Annotated in this window: 16 protein-coding genes; 9 read left to right on the top strand and 7 right to left on the bottom strand. The window is 34.5% G+C overall.

Annotated features, from left to right (window positions below):
* Positions 1-6 precede the first annotated feature (6 nt).
* From MY04_RS07470 to bla, 3 genes are all read left to right on the top strand, one after another.
* Complete coding sequence (locus MY04_RS07470; RefSeq protein WP_205960502.1) at positions 7-1,281, top strand: aspartate aminotransferase family protein; 1,275 nt, start codon at positions 7-9, stop codon at positions 1,279-1,281.
* 38 nt (positions 1,282-1,319) lie between these two features.
* On the top strand, positions 1,320-2,792 hold the full coding sequence (locus tag MY04_RS07475; protein WP_066208216.1) for an NAD-dependent succinate-semialdehyde dehydrogenase: 1,473 nt from the start codon (positions 1,320-1,322) through the stop codon (positions 2,790-2,792).
* A gap of 90 nt (positions 2,793-2,882) precedes the next feature.
* On the top strand, positions 2,883-3,611 hold the full coding sequence (gene bla, locus MY04_RS07480) for a subclass B1 metallo-beta-lactamase (RefSeq protein WP_066208217.1): 729 nt from the start codon (positions 2,883-2,885) through the stop codon (positions 3,609-3,611).
* 10 nt (positions 3,612-3,621) lie between these two features.
* On the opposite strand, the gene MY04_RS07485 is transcribed toward bla, so the two are convergent.
* From MY04_RS07485 to MY04_RS07500, 4 genes are all read right to left on the bottom strand, one after another.
* Positions 3,622-4,680 (bottom strand): acyltransferase family protein, encoded by a 1,059-nt coding sequence (locus tag MY04_RS07485; protein ID WP_066208219.1) that lies wholly within the window; start codon positions 4,678-4,680, stop codon positions 3,622-3,624.
* A gap of 7 nt (positions 4,681-4,687) precedes the next feature.
* Positions 4,688-5,191 (bottom strand): hypothetical protein, encoded by a 504-nt coding sequence (locus MY04_RS07490; RefSeq protein ID WP_066208220.1) that lies wholly within the window; start codon positions 5,189-5,191, stop codon positions 4,688-4,690.
* A 72-nt stretch (positions 5,192-5,263) separates the two neighbouring features.
* Entirely contained in the window at positions 5,264-6,346 is a 1,083-nt protein-coding gene (locus MY04_RS07495) for an aminotransferase class V-fold PLP-dependent enzyme (RefSeq protein ID WP_066208222.1), read from the bottom strand.
* A 58-nt stretch (positions 6,347-6,404) separates the two neighbouring features.
* Positions 6,405-7,400 carry a glycosyltransferase family 9 protein gene (locus MY04_RS07500; RefSeq protein ID WP_066208224.1) on the bottom strand — a complete coding sequence of 332 codons (996 nt, stop codon included), beginning with the start codon at positions 7,398-7,400 and terminating at the stop codon, positions 6,405-6,407.
* Positions 7,401-7,524: 124 nt separating this feature from the next.
* On the opposite strand from MY04_RS07500, the gene MY04_RS07505 reads away from it, so the two are divergent.
* The 4 genes from MY04_RS07505 to MY04_RS07520 all read left to right on the top strand — a co-directional run bounded on the left by MY04_RS07505 (position 7,525) and on the right by MY04_RS07520 (position 11,772).
* Complete coding sequence (locus MY04_RS07505) at positions 7,525-8,850, top strand: DUF3137 domain-containing protein (protein ID WP_066208226.1); 1,326 nt, start codon at positions 7,525-7,527, stop codon at positions 8,848-8,850.
* Between the two features lie 132 nt (positions 8,851-8,982).
* Entirely contained in the window at positions 8,983-9,375 is a 393-nt protein-coding gene (gene rbfA, locus MY04_RS07510; RefSeq protein WP_066208228.1) for a 30S ribosome-binding factor RbfA, read from the top strand.
* An 82-nt stretch (positions 9,376-9,457) separates the two neighbouring features.
* A complete protein-coding gene (locus MY04_RS07515; RefSeq protein WP_066208231.1) occupies positions 9,458-10,870 on the top strand; it encodes a hypothetical protein in 1,413 nt (470 codons plus the stop codon).
* A 98-nt stretch (positions 10,871-10,968) separates the two neighbouring features.
* Positions 10,969-11,772 (top strand): DUF1338 domain-containing protein, encoded by an 804-nt coding sequence (locus MY04_RS07520; protein ID WP_066208233.1) that lies wholly within the window; start codon positions 10,969-10,971, stop codon positions 11,770-11,772.
* 117 nt (positions 11,773-11,889) lie between these two features.
* Here MY04_RS07520 and MY04_RS07525 read toward each other — a convergent pair whose 3' ends face one another.
* Positions 11,890-12,777 (bottom strand): geranylgeranylglycerol-phosphate geranylgeranyltransferase, encoded by an 888-nt coding sequence (locus MY04_RS07525; RefSeq protein WP_066208236.1) that lies wholly within the window; start codon positions 12,775-12,777, stop codon positions 11,890-11,892.
* Position 12,778: 1 nt separating this feature from the next.
* A complete protein-coding gene (gene polA / locus MY04_RS07530; protein WP_066208238.1) occupies positions 12,779-15,571 on the bottom strand; it encodes a DNA polymerase I in 2,793 nt (930 codons plus the stop codon).
* 204 nt (positions 15,572-15,775) lie between these two features.
* Between polA and MY04_RS07535 the strand changes: the two genes are divergently transcribed.
* The gene (locus MY04_RS07535) at positions 15,776-18,256 is read left to right on the top strand and encodes a type ISP restriction/modification enzyme (RefSeq protein WP_066208240.1); all 2,481 of its coding nucleotides are present in this window, start codon (positions 15,776-15,778) and stop codon (positions 18,254-18,256) included.
* A 35-nt stretch (positions 18,257-18,291) separates the two neighbouring features.
* Here MY04_RS07535 and MY04_RS07540 read toward each other — a convergent pair whose 3' ends face one another.
* On the bottom strand, positions 18,292-18,651 hold the full coding sequence (locus MY04_RS07540) for an HIRAN domain-containing protein (protein ID WP_169055524.1): 360 nt from the start codon (positions 18,649-18,651) through the stop codon (positions 18,292-18,294).
* A gap of 158 nt (positions 18,652-18,809) precedes the next feature.
* On the opposite strand from MY04_RS07540, the gene MY04_RS07545 reads away from it, so the two are divergent.
* The gene (locus tag MY04_RS07545; RefSeq protein ID WP_158297610.1) at positions 18,810-19,457 is read left to right on the top strand and encodes a DUF1684 domain-containing protein; all 648 of its coding nucleotides are present in this window, start codon (positions 18,810-18,812) and stop codon (positions 19,455-19,457) included.
* The last annotated feature ends 46 nt before the right edge of the window (positions 19,458-19,503 follow it).

The following is a 19,503-nucleotide window of genomic DNA, read 5'->3' on the forward strand; positions in this document are numbered from 1 at the left end:
ATCAATATGAACACATTAATGGATACAAAAGAATTATTATCTCCGGTTTGGACACACCTTACTCAAATTAATGCTGTAAGAGGCAAAGGCATTTATATATATGATGAGGCTGGAGAGGAATACATGGATTTCACTTCTGGAATTGGTGTAACGAATACTGGGCATTGTCACCCAAAAGTGGTGCAAGCTATTCAAGATCAGTCACAAGAATTGATTTTTGGTCAGATGAACTGCGTGATTCCATCAAAGACAGTGGAATTGGCTGAAAAACTGAATGAGTTACTCCCCGATCCTCTCAACCGTTTTTTCTTCTCCAATAGTGGGTCGGAAGCTACGGAAGCTTGTGTGAAATTAGCCAAGCAATATACTGGGCGTCAAAATGTAATTGTGATGCAGGGCAGTTTTCATGGGCGCACGCATTTAACCATGGCGATGACGACCTCAAAAACAGTGTATCGTTATAAATATCAACCTCTTCCATCGGGCATTTTTGTCACCCCCTTCCCAAATCATTTTCAATATGGATGGACGGAAGATCAAGCCATTGATTTTGCTATTACACAATTGGATTTAGTGTTTAGAGGTCAGACGGCTCCAGATGAAACTGCTGCCATTATCATCGAACCTGTTTTAGGTGAAGGTGGTTATGTTCCAGCTCCAAAACGCTACCTTCAACATCTCAGAAAAGTATGTGATGAACATGGTATTTTATTAATTATCGATGAAGTACAAAGTGGTTTTGGCCGTACGGGTACTTTCTTTTGCTTCGAACAAAGTGATGTTGTTCCAGACATTTTAGTGATGGCCAAAGGGCTCGGTAGTGGAATGCCTATTTCAGGAATTGCTTCAACAGAAAAGATCATGGAAAAATGGGTTCCCGGAACGCATGGCGGTACTTATGGAGGTGGATCTGTTATCTCTATGGCTGCAGCATTGGCTACCATCGATACCATAAAAGAAGAAAATATTCTTGAAAACGTTCGCCAAAGAAGTCATCAGTTAATCGAGGGGTTGAAGAAGCTGCACAAACAATATCCTATGATAGGAGATGTTAGAGGTCGAGGATTGATGGTGGCCACAGAATTCATAAATAAAGATGGTACTCCATCTCCAGAATTGGCAAAAAAAGTTTTGACTGAATGTGTCAACAATAAGCTATTGATGTTGGCTTGTGGAAGTTATGCAAATGTGATCCGTTGGATTCCTCCTTTGGTGGTCAATGAAACACAAATCGAACAAGCATTACGTATTTTTGAAAACGCTTTAGCAGAAGCAATTTGAATTTTTTCCATTAACTTCACTCTCAAAGTAACATAACCATGGAATTAACAGATAAATCACTATTTAAAACCTCCTGTTATATTAATGGAGAATGGGTCAATTCTAAAGAAGGGAAAGACTTTCATGTACACAATCCATACAATCAAGAAATTATTGCGGATGTTCCTGATTTAGGAAAGGAAGAAACGGAAGAAGCTATTAAAGCGGCTGAAGTGGCCTTTCACTCTTGGAAGAAGAAAACTGCAGGAGAAAGATCGAGCATCCTTCGAAAGTGGTTTGATTTGATGATGGAACACAAAGAGGATTTAGGAAAAATCTTGACTTTAGAGCAAGGAAAACCTCTACCTGAGGCGATTGGTGAAATTGCTTACGGTGCCTCTTTTGTAGAATGGTTTGCCGAAGAAGCAAAACGTATTTATGGAGACACGATTCCAGGACACCAAGGTGATAAGCGTATCGTGACCATCAAACAGCCGGTAGGTGTTGTTGCTGCCATTACTCCGTGGAATTTCCCGAACGCAATGATTACTCGTAAAGTAGCTCCTGCTTTGGCTGCAGGTTGTACAGTCATCGTCAAACCTGCTAAAAATACGCCACTTTCTGCACTTGCTTTAGCCGAATTGGGAGAAAGAGCAGGTATTCCAAAAGGTGTGTTGAATATTATTACTTCCAATAGAACAAAAGAAATTGGTGAGGCATTAACCTCAAGTCCAATTGTTCGAAAACTATCGTTTACTGGTTCAACTGAAGTAGGTAAACAATTGATTAAAGATTGTGCTTCTACAGTGAAAAAAGTATCTATGGAATTGGGAGGTAACGCTCCGTTTATTGTTTTTAAAGATGCAGATATGGATAAAGCAGTTGCCGGTGCAATAGCTTCAAAATTTAGGAATGCTGGTCAGACATGCGTTTGCTCCAATCGTTTCTTTGTTCACAAAGAGGTATATGCTGAATTTACACAAAAGCTAAGTGATGAAATCAAGAAGTTGAAGGTGGGTAATGGATTTGATGAGGGCGTACTTATTGGACCAATGATAGATCAAGGTGCAATTAATTTTGTGAATTACATTGTGAATGATGCAGTAAAGAAAGGTGCTCAATTGCTTGATGGTGGAAAAACCGCTTCATCCAACGATCATATTTATCTTCCTACCCTACTTACTGATGTTGACAGTAGCATGTCGGTCTACCATGAAGAGATTTTCGGACCTGTTGTGCCAATTTTCAAATTCTCTTCTACCAAAGAAGTAATACAATTAGCAAACGATACTCCATTTGGTTTAGCAGCCTATTTTTATGGCAGAGATTACGCCGTGATTTGGAAAGTCAGTGAAGCATTGGAATATGGAATGGTTGGTATCAATACAGGAATGATTTCTACCACTGTCGCCCCTTTTGGTGGTATTAAAGAAAGTGGTTTCGGGCGAGAAGGATCAAAGTATGGTATTGATGAATACCTTGAAATAAAATATCTATGTTTCGGGGAAGTCGATGATAACGAAGAATATTAAAAATAAATTCGAATAGAATTGATACTCTCCTTAACATTTTATTGTTTTGGGGAGTTTTTAAATACTAAGACCTAATCTAATCATAAATTAATGAAAACTAAGTTTCTCTTATCAATAACACTTCTCTTATTATTCAGTTGTGATTATAATACTCCTAAATTATATCAAACTGAAACATTAAAATTACAAGCTATATCTGAACATGTTTGGCAACATACTTCCTATTTAAACACACAAAGTTTTGGGAAAGTGGAATGCAATGGGATTTTAGTGATAGATGACGAGGAAGCCGTTTTAATTGATACACCAACAGATGCAGAAAGTACAGAAGAGTTATACAATTGGCTTCAAGAAAATGATATTGAGCTAAAGGCTGTAGTACCGACTCACTTTCATGTGGATTGTACTGCGGGTTTAAATTTCCTACATAAAAAGGGAGTAGAAAGCTACGGTTCATATCTAACTTTATTAAATGCATCTAGACATCATCAACCTATCCCTCAGAATGCTTTTAAAGATTCCCTCACAATTATGGTCGATGATCATGAGGTGAAATTCAAGTACTTTGGTAAGGGGCATACTACAGATAATATTACGGCTTATATACCAAGTGACAAAGTCTTATTCGGGGGTTGTTTGGTTAAAGCATTAGGTTGGTCGAAAGGAAACCTTGAAGATGCTGATACTATTGCATGGCCAGAAAGTTTATCCGAATTGAAATTAGCATATCCTGATGTGAAAAAAGTTGTTCCAGGACATGGTAAAATTGGAGGTATGGATTTGATTGATTATTCTATAGAGTTATTTACAAAAAAGTAAATCCAATTTATTAAAGTGTGGTTTTCAGATAATTGTATATTTTTTGACAAACCACACTCAAAATAGTGACAAAGAATAAATAGGCTAATGCAAAACCAATAACTTCAAGTATAGATTTTTCTATTGTAAGCGAAATAAAAATATTCCGAAAAAAACCATGAAGTACGAAAATAAATAGACTATAGCCCCCAAAAAATTCGATCAAAGCTTTCATCCAATTCAAAATTGATCCTCTATACTGAAATAGAAACAAGAAAATTATTATTATTGAAAGAAAAGTGAAGGGATAAAAAACAAAAAAAATATTCCCTAAACTAAAAGTAATCAATGCTATAAAAAACCAACTTTTTCGAATGCTTATCACTTTTCTTGATGCAAAGAAGATACCTAAAGTAAACTCGGGTAAATGACCTATCACATTGGCCATAACATAAATTTTATGTTCTAATAATGGCTCAAGTAATAGAAATATAAGTAAATAAGCACTAAAATTAATTCCAAGAAAACCGCTAATACCATATCGATTTATAAGCCTTTGAAGGGGAATAAAGATGAAATAAAAATGGATTATTAATCCAAAAAACCACCAAGGACCGTTTATACTTAAAGCTTCTTCTGGCAAGAAAATATGGATTGATAATAACTTATATATAATAGATAGACCCCATTGAAAGGATAACACCTTTTTATTTAAAAAAAAGGTATAAAGACATAAAACAAAAACACCAATCAAAAATGGGGGGTAAACTTTCAATAATCGATGTTTTATAAAGGCAAAATAAGATGAGGTTTTAATAGAATACGATGTACTTAAACCATATCCACTTATGAAAATAAATAATTGTACTCCATAATGTCCAAAAAAAGAAAATGATAAGTTGACAAATTGTTCTGGATAATCTATTAATAATGTAGCATAATTTTTAAAAAATAGGATATCAAAAAAAAATTCATTCTCTCCAGTTGAGGGCTGTACCCAATGAAAAAAATTGTGCAAAACAATAAGCAAGATACCTGTTCCTTTTATTTGTAATGTGTCATTTTTGGAAAAAAGAATACTTTGTTTCATAAAGAAATTAGCTAATCTTTTTCATCTTAATCTGTTTATTCATCCACTCCACAATTGCCTTTAAATCTTCTAAGCCAATTTTAGCATATGGAAAGACATTTATTTCAACACCATCCTTTTGAACTATGACTAAATAAAAGTCTTTATCTTTATTCTTCTTATTGAAATCTAACCGCTTTGTCTTTTTGTAGATACTAATATTCTTAATTTCTGAAAGTTGAAGGGTGTAGTTCTTTTTTAGAAATGTACTTTCATTAGTAATTACAATTTGCTTTTCATCTATACCTAATACTGACTTCCCTTTCGTATTTTTCACTAATTGTATTCCACTTATAACAGCAGCAAATGCACTGATCATCAACATTAAAGAAAAAGACAATTGTTTTGTCAGAGAATCTAAATGATAATTGTATAAATACACAAAAATGAAAAATACTATTATTGAAGTTACCAAATAAAGTATCTGAGTGGAAGCTTTCTTTTCTCCCCAAGTAATAGTGGTTGATTTCATGAATTCTGAATTTCAGATGAAAAGTTTATAAAGTGTATGGACGTTACAATGCAACGTCCATACAAGTATAATTTACCAAGCGTTAATCAAATCGATCAGCTGGAAATAAAGTTCTTTTGAGTGTGTTGGGAAGTTAGCAATTCTAACTTGAGTAGCCTTATTTGGTCCATAACCTGTACTCACTACTAAACCCTTCTCTTCTAGATAAGCCATAAAATCTTTAGGCGAACGTCCGTTTAATATTTCAATCACAATGACTGTTTTTGAACGAACTCTCTCCTCTTTTACTGCATAGTCTAGATCTTTATGAGCACCAACTGCTGCATAAAGTATTCCTGCTTTATATTCAGTTTCGCTTCTAACGATATCCATCTTACGACGTAATAAATCTTCAGAAACTTTACCTAAAAGGTAAATTCCTAAAGCATTTGGCGTTGCAGGAGTCATGTTTTTCTCTGCATTTTTAAGCAAAGTAAACATATCATGGTATCCTCCTAAATGTCTTCCAGAAGCTTTAATTTCTTTGGCTCTTTCTAGGCATCTTTCGTTGAACAACCAAATCCCCAAACCTGCAGGCATTCCCATTCCTTTTTGAACAGAGAAATACAAGCTATCGACTTTTGTCAAATCAATATCTACGAATGGAATCGACGATACTGCATCGATGGCTATCAATTTGTCTGGGTTTTCTTCTCTGATTTTATAGATATCCTCTAATGGAAACTGAACTCCTGTTGAGGTCTCATTTTGTGTGATGGAAATAAAATCACTATCCGCATCAATAGAGAAGTCATCAGCATTAAAACCTTCACCCAAAGGTTTTTCAATTTTTTGAGTTTGGTGTCCCCAAGCCTCAGCAAACTGATGAAAACGAGTAGAAAAAGATCCGTTTACAAAGTGTGTACTCTTTTTAGAAATACAGTTCTGTGCTAATCTCTCCCATACTTCGGTTGCTGAACCTGTAAATACCATGTAATAGTCCTCTGGCACATTTAACATCTCACGCACCTGAGATGCTGTAAAACCAAACATGTCTTGAAAAGCTTTACTTCTGTGGGAGATAACAGCGACATTCTCTTTTAATGCTTGCTGAATATGTTGCTCCACAGTAAAATACAATTCACTTGGGCCCGCTGTTAAGTGAAATTTTTTCATAAAGTGTTAATTGTTAGTTGTTAGATCATGTTTGAAACATGTGCTTACAGAAAATGGATTAAGTCCACTTCTGTAATATTAATTCTTCTGTATCTATATCCATAGAACATTTAAAATGTCCTTCTGGACAACTCTTTAAACCATGTAAACCACAAGGTCGACAAGAAAGTTTTTCTTTTACTTCAACAATTTTAGAATCAGACGATAAAGGTCCGAATCCTAATTCTGGAATTGTTGAACAAAATATAGCTGTTACTGGAGCATTCATTGCACTAGCCATATGCTGGGGAGCCGAATCATTCACGTAGTTCATCTCCGCTCCTTTCATCAATGCTGCCGACTGAAGGAAAGAAAATTTCCCTGCCCAGTTATATATGTTTTCTCTACCCGATTTTACAGCAATTTCATCACATAAATCGCCATCTCCAGGTCCACCGTTTAAAATTACTGCTACACGTGTTGGAATCTTATTAATTAATTCCACCCATTTATCTTTATGGAATTGTTTTGTGTACCAAACCGATGATGGAGACATCGTTACATAAGGCTTATCAAAATGTGCCTTTTCGTAATCAATTTCCCTTGGATACATTTTTGGACCAACAAACTCAGCGTCAGTAATGTCTTCAATTAAAGAAAGGTAGCGACTCACCTCGTGGTATTCTCTTTCTCTTCCTTCACCCATTACATGTTGTTTGGTTAAAGTAAACGTTGTGCTAAGAGGGTTTTTATCAAACCCTGCCGTTGTTTTGGCACCAGAAAGGAACGTCATTAAACCTGTAGAGAAATAGCGTTGTAAATTGATCACACGATCGTATCTACGACGACGAATTTCCATAGAAACTCTCCAAAGGTTTTTGTTTTTATTTTCCTTTTTGTTCCAAATGATTACTTCATTCACATGAGGGTTATTTCTCAGCAATCCCTCATTACCATTACGCACTACAAAATCGATATCAGCATCAGGGTAAAACTTAATTAGTTTTTCGACTACAGCTGTTGCCATAATTACATCCCCAATGAAAGCAGTTTGTATCACCAAAAACTTATTCATCCCGTAAAATTCTAATAAGATTCTGTAAAATCCAATTTAAAATTGAACTTAGAACTACTTTAAAACCTCTCTTAATTGATTATTTTTATATCTTCCATTGAAATTGATCATCGATAAAGCTTAAATGAAAACATTCGACGCTTTTAAAGGGCACTTTAAAGTCCATATTCAACCACAGTTGGAAGAATTAGAAAAGAAGAGGTACGCCATGCATAATAAACGTTTGCAGTTTGGTGGTCTCACATTTTTATTCCTTTTCTTTACCTGGATACTTATTTACTTGGATCAAATCAATATTTATGGTTTGTATTTCATGATCATTTTTGCTCCTTATTTTTCTTACACCTATTTCAAAGAAAATTATCAAGATGATACCATAGAAATTGAGTACAAAGAATTAGTCGTTCGAGAAATGATGCGTTTTATGGATCCATCACTTCAATACAATCCCGAAGGCTACATTCCTCTTGACAGATGGAAAGAAAGTGGTTTCCATACCTTAATTCCTGATGTTTATACAGGTGATGATCTCATAGAAGGAACAATTGAGGGTACTCCAATGATGGTTTCTGAAATTCAGGCGGCCACACAGTTACCTCCCAAAAAGAACAAAGTACTTGATAAAATCAAAGAGCCTGAGTTAAAGTACAAGACCTACTTTCATGGTTTCTTTATGATTTTTGAACTTCAAGAAGAAGTAAAAACAGACGTTTATATATTTAATGATGATATCCAACATCAATGGGGACATGTGGGTAGATTAATCGAAGAAACGGATACTCGATATGGTGATTATGTTCCAATTAGGGATATCAATTTTAGAAAAAACTTTAAAGTGTATGCTCAAAATAGAGCTTTGGCTGAAATCACTTTAAAAGACGATTTTGTATCTAAACTATCGGAAATTGCGAAGCACTTTAAAGCCAAAGTCAGCTGTATTTTAAAGGGGAATCATATGTATGTTTTCCTTGATATCAGAAAGGAGCTTTTCAAAGTAGATACAGCACATTCTTTAACCCGATCATTTATCTTAAAGAATTTATACAAAGACTTGAGTATGATCCTCTCTGTGGCCCACACGCTAAATGATCCTGTTCCTCAAGATGAATCTGAACATAGTTTTAGTAGCATTGATAACAATTTTGGAGGCTCTACCAATGAGTTTATTCAAGATGAAGTCCTCGATTTCCAACCTCAACAAGCCATGGAAGCGGAAGAAGAACATGAAGAATCAGAATATGATGATTTTGATGATGAATTGGGTGATCATACTGAAAAATCGGAAGCCGAATTATTTGGTATGGAAGACCAAATGATGGAAGAGGATGAAATCTCACCTTCTCAACACATGGAGCAATTTGATTTTGACCAAATGATGAGAAAACATGGCAATCAACTCCCTTTAGATTTTGATAATGATAATAATTATGAAGATGATGAGAAAGAATAGTATCAATTGCCTTTATAAACCAATTATTTTCCCCAATTTTGTATGATAGTTATTTATTTAGGCTAATATGCCTTTACAGAAGATTATTCCGTCGAATCTTCATTTTCAAACTGAATTCATATTTTACATACAATGGATAGTAAAAGACAACATAAATTTTCAAGATTAATTCAAAAAGATTTAGGTGAAATCTTTCAACAAAACTCAGTAGCCATGTTTGGTGGTACTTTTATCACTGTAACACAAGTTGAAATTTCTCCTGATTTGGGTCTTGCAAAAGTGTACTTAAGCTTCTTGTTGGAAAAAAATCCTGAAGCTAAAGTAGAAGAGATCGATAAACAGAATAAATCTATCAGAAAATTATTAGCTCAAAGAATCCGCCATCAGGCGAGAATTATTCCTGAATTAAGATTTTACTACGATAATACTGCCGAAGAGGCTGAAAAAATCGAAGACTTGTTCAAAGATCTTGATATCCCAGAAGACAAAGGGGAGGAAGATGATGATGATATTTACACAAGATAGATTCTTATCTAAAGATATATGGTATGGACGTTGCACTGCAATGTCCGTACTCTATTAAACCATTTTTTGAATTACATTTAGTATGCTTTCATTTTTTAAAGTTAACGACCCGCTAAGAGTCATTTTTATTTTCATTCTACTTGTAATTATTCGTCTACCTATCTGGCTAAGCGATATACCTTTACTTACAGAGGAAATTCATTGGTTTACCTTAGGAGCAAAGTTAGCAGAAGGTAAAGCAATGTATCGTGATGTTTGGGACAACGTTGCACCCATATCTGCAGGCTTTTATTGGTTAATAGCAAAGTTTTTTGACGGAAGTAGAACGGCTTATTTTATTATAGCAGCATTCTTAACGGCCTTACAATCCATCATGTTTAATTCCATGATGAACAGAAGTGAAGCTTATAAACAAAAAACATTTGTACCTGGCTTTATTTACCTTATTGCTTCTAATTTCAGCTTCGATTTCATGACCCTCTCGCCTACCTTAATTTCTTTAACCTTCTTATTGATAGGTCTTAGAAGTTTATTAAGGATGGAAAGAACCGATACTGAACAAAGTATATTAAATACGGGTGTATTCTTCGGTTTAGCATCAATGGCTTATTTACCAAGTTTTTCATTTTTATTGATGGGTATTTTCGCCTTGGCTACCTTTAGAGTATCCTCTTTTCAACGTCTTTTCTTGGCTTTTATAGGCTTCTCTTTAGTATGGGGAAGTTATTTGATATATCTCTATTATAATCAAGCATTAGAAAGTTTTGTACAAGCTAGTTTGATGTCAATTGGTTGGAACGAGCACGACTTTATACAAAGCTGGGATCAAATATTGATCATACTTGGCTTCCCATTATTGATGTTTATCTTTGGCTCATTCAGAACATTTTCAAACAATGCCTTTATTAATTATCAGCAATCCATTCAGCAAGTGATGTTAATTTGGGTGATTACGGCCATAATTAGCCTTATTTTCTCTATATACACAACTACTTTCCAATTAATATTATTTGTACCTGCTATTGCCTTCTTCACAGCCCACGAGTTACTGATGATCAGAAGAAGTTTAATAGGCGAAATCACTACAGCATTTTATACTCTTTCCCTATTAGGAATTATGTATGCTACCGCTTTTGGATTTTTACCAAAGAATTTAGACTCACCTTATCAAGATGCTCTTTCAGAACCAATTAACGGTTTGGAAATGCTTGGTGAACGTGTTATTGTATTTGGTGACAATTTTAATTACTTAAATGGAAAAAAATTAGCAACAGGTTACCTGAATTGGGAAGTCTGTAACCGTTTCTTTGATCAAGTAGATTCTTACGACGAAATACGTTCTATCTACAACTCTTTCGAAGAAGATATGCCTGATGCCATTGTCGATTTGAATGGAAAAGGAGAACAAGTCCTCTCCTATTTAAGTATTATCAAGGAACAATACGAGAAAGTAATCCTTGATAATGGTGCGATTATCTATAAAAGAAAAAATTAATAATCATTTTATTTTGTGCTTATGAATCTGTGTGTATATTTGCATTATAAATGTAATTTTTACGTTTTATAAATAAGATACACACTACCAATAAACACATGAAAAACATTATTGACCTTTTATGGCAGAAGTACATCAATGTAACTCCTTCTGCTGCTAAAATTCATGATATTTTCAAGAAAAAAGGAGAGAAAAACATAGCAAACGACCATATTGCTATCCGTACCTTCAATCATGATTTAGTCAACAAAGAAAAGCTTGCAGAGCCTTTCTTGGCTATGGGTTATGAGAAAAAAGGAGACTATATCTTCGAAGCCAAAAAACTCAAAGCCATTCACCTAGAACATCGTATTGATAAGGATATGCCAAAAATCTTTATCTCAGAACTTCGCTTAGAGTTGTGCAGTGAGTTCCTTCAGGAAGTCGCTGATACTTGTGTAGAGATTTCTCAAATCCCTCATTACAGTAGCGAAGATCTTCTATTACAAGGAAGAACATGGGGTACTCCATCTCACAAAATCTACGAAAAACTTCTTGCAGAATCAGAGTATGCAGCTTGGATGTATGTGTATGGATTCAGAGCCAATCACTTTACAGTGTATGTCAACAAATTGGAGAACTTCGATACACTTGAATCAGTTAATGATTTCTTAAAAGACAACGGTTTCCCTATGAACACTTCAGGAGGTGAAATCAAAGGTTCTAAAGAGCAATTATTAGAGCAATCCTCTATCCTAGCAGATAAAACGAAGGTAAACTTTATAGAAGGAGAATACGAAATCCCTTCTTGCTATTATGAGTTTGCTAAAAGATATGAACTTAAAGACGGGCAACTTTTTGAAGGTTTTATCGCCTCATCGGCGGATAAGATTTTTGAAAGTACTGATGTTGCGACCGCTTAACACCCTTTTCTACCAATTCAATTAACTAGCTTAGCACCTCAAAATTTTATTTTGGGGTGTTTTTTTAAATAAAAAGGCCATTTGATTTTTTTTCAAATGACCTTTTGTATAAATCTTTTAAACAAACACCATCCCCACAATACCTGCTAACATATAATACTTTATCCATTTACTGATATCATGATAATTCCTAATGGATGATGCTTTATGAAGCATAAACATCAAGAAAAATGCTGGAAGAATCAAACCAGAAAAATAGTATTGGAAATATTCGTTTTCAATGCGCTGTATGATCAAAGCAGATAAGATGACGAACAAGGCAAACAAAACATATACGAACTGTTTTGTCTTTTTATCACCCCAAATAATTGGTAAAGTCTTGCATCCAAATTGAGCATCTCCTTCTTTGTCTTCTAAATCTTTGATCACTTCTCTAATAATCGAAACAAAAAAGGCAAACAAACCAAATTGATACACCGCCTTATTGTGTTCTATAAAATAGATATTGATCAAAAAGATGGACATAGAGGTCATTGCTGCCACACTAAGGTTGCCAATAAATGCTCTCCTCTTTAGATTATTAGAATATAACCACAACCAAAAAGTCGTAAAGAAAAAGATAGTTCCAATTTCTTTTGATAGAAATAGACCAATAACGATAGCAACAAAATTAAAGACCGTATGCGTTAATATCGCTACTCTCCTTTTCATTACTTTACCCACCACTTGTTTCTTTGGCTTATTTACGGCATCAATTTTTATATCATAATAATCATTGATGATATACCCTGCCGCTGCTATCAACATTGTGGAAAATGTCAATAACCAAAAACCTACATCAGTAAAATGGTCTTTCCATTCTTGATAAGGTCCGATTAAGAAAATTCGGCCCAACCATTGGGTCGCAAATATGATCATTAGGTTATTGAACCTAATTAATTTTAAGAAGTCTTTAATACCAATAAAAAAAGACTTCTCTTTTGTTGGCGTCATCACTTGATTCATCTTAATGTGCTTCTAACCAATTTAAACCTTCACCTACTTCTACTTCCAATGGAACTTTCATTTCGTAGGCATTTTCCATCAGCTCTTTAATTTTTGATTTCATTATGTCCAATTCGTCTTTATGAACATCAAAAATTAATTCATCATGCACTTGCATGATCATTTTGGATTTCAAGTCTTGTGTATCCATCCATTTTTGAATATCAATCATCGCCTTCTTAATGATATCGGCTGCTGTACCTTGAATTGGAGCGTTAATCGCATTTCGTTCAGCCATACCTCTCACCGTAAAGTTTCTTGAGTTGATATCTCTTAAATATCTTCTACGACCCATCAAAGTGACTACATACTCGTCCTCACGTGCTTTATTGATCACATCGTCCATGTATTTTTTCACAGCAGGGAATTCCTCAAAATAAGCATCGATCAATTGTTTTGCTTCTGTACGCGGGATGTCCAATTGTTGAGATAAACCAAAAGCTGAAACTCCGTATATAATACCAAAGTTAGCTGTTTTAGCTTTACGTCTCATATCTGCATCCACTTCTTCTTCAGCTACTTTAAAGACTTTTGCTGCGGTTGCTGTGTGAATATCTTTTTTCGCTTTAAATGCATTGATCATTTCCTCATCGTTACTGAAGGCAGCCATAATTCGAAGTTCTACTTGAGAATAATCGACAGCCATAAATACATGATCTTCATCTCGAGCAACAAAGGCTTTTCTAATCTCCTTACCTCTTGATGAACGAATTGGAATATTCTGTAAGTTGGGATCTGTCGAACTTAAACGCCCAGTAGCTGCTACGGCTTGATTGTACGTTGTATGCACTCTACCATCCTCTTTGATCAACTTAGGAAGTGCATCTACATACGTACTCTTCAGTTTGTTTAACTGACGGAAGTCTAAGATTTTACCAACGATTTCATGTTGTTTCAAACCTTGAAGGATCTCCTCCCCAGTGGCATATTGCCCTGTCTTGGTCTTCTTCGGCTTATCGACCAACTTCATTTTTTCGAATAAGACAATACCCAACTGTTTTGGTGAAGAAATAGTAAATTCCTCTCCAGCTAGTGCATAAATATCTTTTTCCAATTGAACGATTTCTTCCGCCAAGGTCACAGAATATGTTTCAAGAGAAGGAACATTTAAGTTAACTCCTTCTTTTTCCATCAATCTCAATGTTTCCATCAATGGCATTTCAAGATTGTTGAATAACGTTTCTGCTTCTTTTTCTTTGAGTTGATCTGCTAAAGCATATTTCAACTGTAGCGTGATATCTGCATCTTCACAAGCATATTCATATACTTCTGAAGCAGGGATATCTCTCATATTTTTCTGTTTCTTCCCTTTTTTACCTAGAATAGTTTCGATAGAAACAGGCTTATAATTTAAATAATGCTCTGATAACGTATCCATACCATGTCGTTTATCTGGCTCAATTAAGTAATGTGCCAACATCGTATCGAAGAAGGGTCCTTTGACCTCTACACCTACATTATCTAAAATTTGAATATCATATTTAAGATTCTGACCAATTTTCAAAATCTTCTCATCTGCAAAAAGTGCTTTAAAGTGAGATAAGATTTTTTGATCTTCCTCTTCGTTTAAAGTTAAAGGCACATAATAACCTTCATCTTTTTTAGCGGAGAATGAAATACCAACGGGTTGAGCCACTAATGAATCTAGAGAAGTCGTTTCAGTATCGAAAGCGAATTCCTTTTGTTTCATCAAGTAATCTACGAGTTCTTGATATCTCTCCTCAGAATCGATCATTCTGTAATTTTTATTGATAGAATTAATTGTATCAATAGGAATTTCGATCTCTTCCTCCACTACTTCTACTGGAGCCGCTTTTGCAGCAGGAGCTCCACCTCCAAACAAAGATGTTTGTTCACCCGGCTTTGGAGCCACCTTTTTTGGTGCCTCACCTGGGAACACTCTTTTCAATAAAGTTTTAAACTCAAGATCATTGAAAATCTTTACCAACTCTTCTTTGTTTGGTTCTTTTACTTTCAATTCCTCTTCATTGAATTCTACCGGAACATCAATCTTAATCGTCGCTAATTCTTTTGATAGAATGGCTTGTTCACGATTATCAGATACTCTTTCTTTAAGCTTACCCTTTAGTTGATCTACATTTTCAATAATGCCTTCAACAGTAGAATATTCTTTAAGAAGTTTACATGCCGTCTTCGGTCCTACCCCCGGAACACCTGGAATGTTATCGACTGCATCACCTTGTAAACCTAAAAGGTCAATTACCTGATCTACTCTATCTAGATCGAATTTCTCTAATACCTCTTTGGGCCCTAGAATTTCAATTCCACCTTTTGTAGATGGACGGTAAAGGAAAGTATTATCATCTACCAACTGAGCATAATCTTTATCGGGTGTCATCATATAGGTTTGAAAACCTCCCGCGGCAGATGCTTTTTTAGCAATTGTTCCAATCACATCATCTGCTTCAAAACCTTCCATTTCGATTCGAGGGATATTAAAAGCGTCGACGATTTTCTTTACAATAGGAATGGCGATAGATATATCTTCAGGTGTTTCCTGACGGTTTGCCTTGTACTCTTTGTACATCTCATGACGAAATGTTGGCGCAGATAAATCGAAAGAAACGGCTATATGTGTAGGTTCCTGCTTTTTTAGAATTTCCAATAAGGAGTTGACAAATCCCATTGGGGCACTTGTATTTACTCCTTTAGAGTTGATCCTAGGATTACGAATTAACGCAAAGTGAGCACGGAAGATCAAAGCCATGCCATCAAGCAGAAATAATTTCTTCATAAATATTCTATTCAAAGGACAATTACATCCAAAAAGATGATGCTGTTTGTCGTGTTTTCTATTGATGCGAATATACGAAGTTGAGAAGTATTTTGATGGATAATCACAAATGATTTTTAATAGTTGGACTTTCTCTACACTAAATCAAAGTAATTCATTTTATTTGCCATTTGAAACTACATTGAGCGTAAAAACAATTAGACCTTGATAGGAGAAGCTATACTAAATATTCAGCAACAATTACAGTTTGCAGGCAATTTCAGAAACGAAGTAGCACAACATGGTGATCACTTGATAAAAACATTTAAGAAATCGTTTTTCCCTACATTTAATGTGGACGATTTATTAAAAATGTTGAGTGAACATATTGTAGCTGATTGCATATCCTCTCACCTTTTCACATCAGATGAATTGGGGGAACTGAAAGCTGACCCTATTTATTTAGCATTTCACAATCTGCTTCAATTTCTAGAACAAAAAGATGCGTTCGATGAAGGCATTCATCAGTTAAAAGAAAAAATTGATGTACTTCTTGATAACGGAACGGATCGAAATGAGCTATACACTCAATTAATGGGTCGTGAGGAAGGAGAAGAATTGCCCGATTATTTTAACGGCATGTTCAAATCCTTGATGAAGAAACACTTAAATAATGCTGGACAACATGCGCAGTATTTATACCCTTCATTTACCTTGCCTCCATTTTTAGACAATGAAGCTAAATCAAATACGATCGTTTGTTATGATTTATTGGTCTATTATTGGTGTGCAGTAGTAATCTCTGAAAGTAAGCGCTCTTATGGCAATAGTTTAAGCTTTGTAGACATTCAACCTAAAGGTCAGACACACTTTGAGTTTACCGAAGAGGATGCTAATCTGGACAAACTCATCAATCTCAATAGAGAACCTGTTCAAATTGTATTTGGTACGATTCAACAGATGTCTTTGGGAAATAGAAGTGCACATAAAGAATGGACGAATAAAGTTAAAAAGGCTTTTTCTGGTGATCAAAAAAGAAACCCTGTCTCCTATTGGTTGCTTTGGGCGAAGAAACGTTTGGGAAACAATGGTATTCTTGTCATTCGAGGTGATCATTCACTAGCCGCTGCTCCTGAATATAAATTTTGGAGAGATAAAGTGGCTGAAATTTGCCATAGGGTGTATATTCAAGCACATCAATATTCTCAGCAATTAGTCTATTGTTTTATTTTCGATAAAGAAAATGATTTTGACGGGGTGTATTATGCTCCAAGCTACCTTGAGGACTTTTCAAAGATCAGTCAGGATTCCGGAGATTGGATCACACTTTCTTCAGAAGAATACACTAAATTTTTGTGTATGTATTCTCAAAAGGAAAAGAGTATTTTTCAACAAGCGGTCTCTCCTATACAATTGAAAAATAAATCTTGGGTCACCGATTTCAATAAAAAACAATTGGTTTCTAAAGTAGCAGATTTACAGAAAGAATCTTCTAAAACAGTAGCCCAGGCAGTTTTACCTGATAACAAAAAAGAATTCGAAGAAACTTATCTCAAAGTATATCAAAAGCCTTTTGTAAAGAAATGGGTATACTTATCTGAAGAAGATACGAAAGCTTGGACGAATGCACATTCTTTTGGATTGGATAAAGAACAACCTGTCTTATGTATTGGGTCAAATGCTGCTACAGGGTTTGATATAATTTCGACCAATGCTCCGGTTTTATCCGACTTTTTTGATAGAAAACATCAAGTTACTCTCTTACCATTAAAGATGTATAAAGAAGATGCCTCTTTTGATGATAATGTTAGTGACTGGGCGTTACAACGCTTTAAACAATACTATATCCCACGCTTGCCAGAGGCAGGAAAGAAAAGTACTGTAGCAAGTTTAAAAGATCTTCTGATACACGAAACCGGACTGATCAGTAAGCACACACAACGCTTACCTGTGCTTCATAAGTTTACTCAAAAAATTGAGGGAATTATTGAAAATGAGGATAACGAATTAGATTTAATTCAAGTTCAACTTCAAGCACTTCAAAATAAAATGCTTCAGCTCTATCGTGGGGCTACAGAAAAAAAATCAATGTTATCGGCTATAAATTCTAGTATCAGTAATTTATCCAATGAGATCAAAGATTTAGAAAAAATTCAAATCGAGCGTACTTTAAAGGAGTCTGAACTGACGAAAGAAAATATATTCTTTTACTGTTTGGCTATTCTCAATCATCCTACTTACCAAAATGATTATCAGAAAGAATTAGTGGCCATGCCGCCTAGAATTCCTTTATTAAACGATTTTTGGAAGTGGGTCAAAATTGGTAAGAAGGTATATGCTTCATCCATTCAATTGATGAATGAAGAGGTAAACTTAGAAGTAATTGGTGAAGATGAATACGAAAAAGGGAAAGACATTAAATTGAATAATACCCAATATCTTCGTAATGCCGATTTACTTTATCATCAAATGCATTGGGGAAATACTGAACTAAAAGAATTAATCATTCAACAGTATAAAGAAAGAAAGCCTTTAAATAGAAGCTTAAGAAAGTATTTTAATGAAGAAATTTCAAATATCAACCTTATTGAATTGGTGAAGAACTTGGAAACACAATCTCAACTGCAACAAGTGCTTGAAGAAGTGATGCCAGAGGAATTGTTTGAAAATAAAAAACCGGTGCTGAAATTGAGAAAAAGAAGCTAAAAACAGAAAAAAGACTTACTGATTTTAAAATATTATTATGATGAAAGTTTTACTTTATAATTCCAGATTCTAAAGTATACTTTTTCTTGGCTAGTGGCCTCTGGGTTAACATCAATTAATTCAGGTATAATATTTTCTCCTTTATCGATGTAATTCGCAATAATTTCTGAATGAGTTTTAGGAACATAGCCAATCATCATAGAATTGGCAAAAACAGCAATGGCATTTTCGTCATGCGGGTTTGTTGCATGTCTTATTAACTTCAAATTCTGACGCATAATTTCCCACTCTTGATCATCAAGTGCGTAATGCCTGAATCCAGACAAAAATCCCTCAAACAACAACTCTTTAGAGACATTGTCTACTAAATTATTTATGTGATTAGGTTGTGCCATCATTAGCAATAGGGTAGTTAATTAGTGTTCAGTAATGATTGTATTTGCAATATACAATTATTTATTAATATTGTGCAATAAAATAATCGTGAAACTGCTTTTATGAAAGTAATTAAATGATAATTTTACACTCAGAAATCATATTTAAGAATAAATTAATGAAAACAAGTTCCGTTTTAAAAGTTATCATTGGGGTAGCAATATTGGGTTATATTGGAAATATTTTGTTCTCTTCTAAATCAGAGGAAGGCCAAACAAAGTATACTGAACGTATATTAAAAGAAAGAACTGACAAAGATAAAATCTTTAAAAATAAAAATGAAAGTCCTTTAAGTGAGGTAGAAATGGCTTCTTTTGAGCATTTAAATTATTACCCTGTCGATTACTCTTACCGTGTAAATGCACAATTAGAATGGGCAGATAAACCTGATAAAATAAGAATAAATACTACTCAAGAAAAAGCAAGAGAATATTATAAATCTTGTGTTGCAACATTTAAAGTAAATGGAGAAACTGTCAAACTTACTTTACTAAAAGCTGTTCTTCCTACTCCTCTCACAAAAGATTTATTGATGGTAATTTTTAGAGACCTAACGGCTGATACAGAAACTTACGGTGCGGGAAGATATATTGAATTACACGGTATTAAAAAAGGACAAATGCAAACGTATATTGATTTTAATATGGCTTACAATCCTTATTGTGCTTACAATGACAGTTTTGACTGCCCTCTTCCTCCTTTTGAGAATATGATAAATGTAGAGATCAAAGCGGGTGAAAAGAGATTTAAAGAAGAAAATCATTAAAATATATATGTCTTCAAATTTTTTAGACTAAATTAATAACTTGATA

The sequence above is a fragment of the Flammeovirga sp. MY04 genome (assembly GCF_001682195.2).
In the GTDB taxonomy this organism is placed as follows: Bacteria; Bacteroidota; Bacteroidia; order Cytophagales; family Flammeovirgaceae; genus Flammeovirga; species Flammeovirga yaeyamensis.

What these genes read in the sequence shown, in the direction of transcription:
- bla (WP_066208217.1), top strand. Translation starts at nt 2,883, where the DNA reads ATGAAAACTAAGTTTCTCTTATCAATAACACTTCTCTTATTATTCAGT.
- MY04_RS07470 (WP_205960502.1), top strand. Translation starts at nt 7, where the DNA reads ATGAACACATTAATGGATACAAAAGAATTATTATCTCCGGTTTGGACA.
- MY04_RS07515 (WP_066208231.1), top strand. Translation starts at nt 9,458, where the DNA reads ATGCTTTCATTTTTTAAAGTTAACGACCCGCTAAGAGTCATTTTTATT.
- polA (WP_066208238.1), bottom strand. Translation starts at nt 15,571, where the DNA reads ATGAAGAAATTATTTCTGCTTGATGGCATGGCTTTGATCTTCCGTGCT.
- MY04_RS07505 (WP_066208226.1), top strand. Translation starts at nt 7,525, where the DNA reads ATGAAAACATTCGACGCTTTTAAAGGGCACTTTAAAGTCCATATTCAA.
- MY04_RS07485 (WP_066208219.1), bottom strand. Translation starts at nt 4,680, where the DNA reads ATGAAACAAAGTATTCTTTTTTCCAAAAATGACACATTACAAATAAAA.
- MY04_RS07540 (WP_169055524.1), bottom strand. Translation starts at nt 18,651, where the DNA reads ATGGCACAACCTAATCACATAAATAATTTAGTAGACAATGTCTCTAAA.
- MY04_RS07500 (WP_066208224.1), bottom strand. Translation starts at nt 7,400, where the DNA reads ATGAATAAGTTTTTGGTGATACAAACTGCTTTCATTGGGGATGTAATT.
- MY04_RS07525 (WP_066208236.1), bottom strand. Translation starts at nt 12,777, where the DNA reads ATGAATCAAGTGATGACGCCAACAAAAGAGAAGTCTTTTTTTATTGGT.
- MY04_RS07520 (WP_066208233.1), top strand. Translation starts at nt 10,969, where the DNA reads ATGAAAAACATTATTGACCTTTTATGGCAGAAGTACATCAATGTAACT.
- MY04_RS07545 (WP_158297610.1), top strand. Translation starts at nt 18,810, where the DNA reads ATGAAAACAAGTTCCGTTTTAAAAGTTATCATTGGGGTAGCAATATTG.
- MY04_RS07475 (WP_066208216.1), top strand. Translation starts at nt 1,320, where the DNA reads ATGGAATTAACAGATAAATCACTATTTAAAACCTCCTGTTATATTAAT.
- MY04_RS07495 (WP_066208222.1), bottom strand. Translation starts at nt 6,346, where the DNA reads ATGAAAAAATTTCACTTAACAGCGGGCCCAAGTGAATTGTATTTTACT.
- rbfA (WP_066208228.1), top strand. Translation starts at nt 8,983, where the DNA reads ATGGATAGTAAAAGACAACATAAATTTTCAAGATTAATTCAAAAAGAT.
- MY04_RS07490 (WP_066208220.1), bottom strand. Translation starts at nt 5,191, where the DNA reads ATGAAATCAACCACTATTACTTGGGGAGAAAAGAAAGCTTCCACTCAG.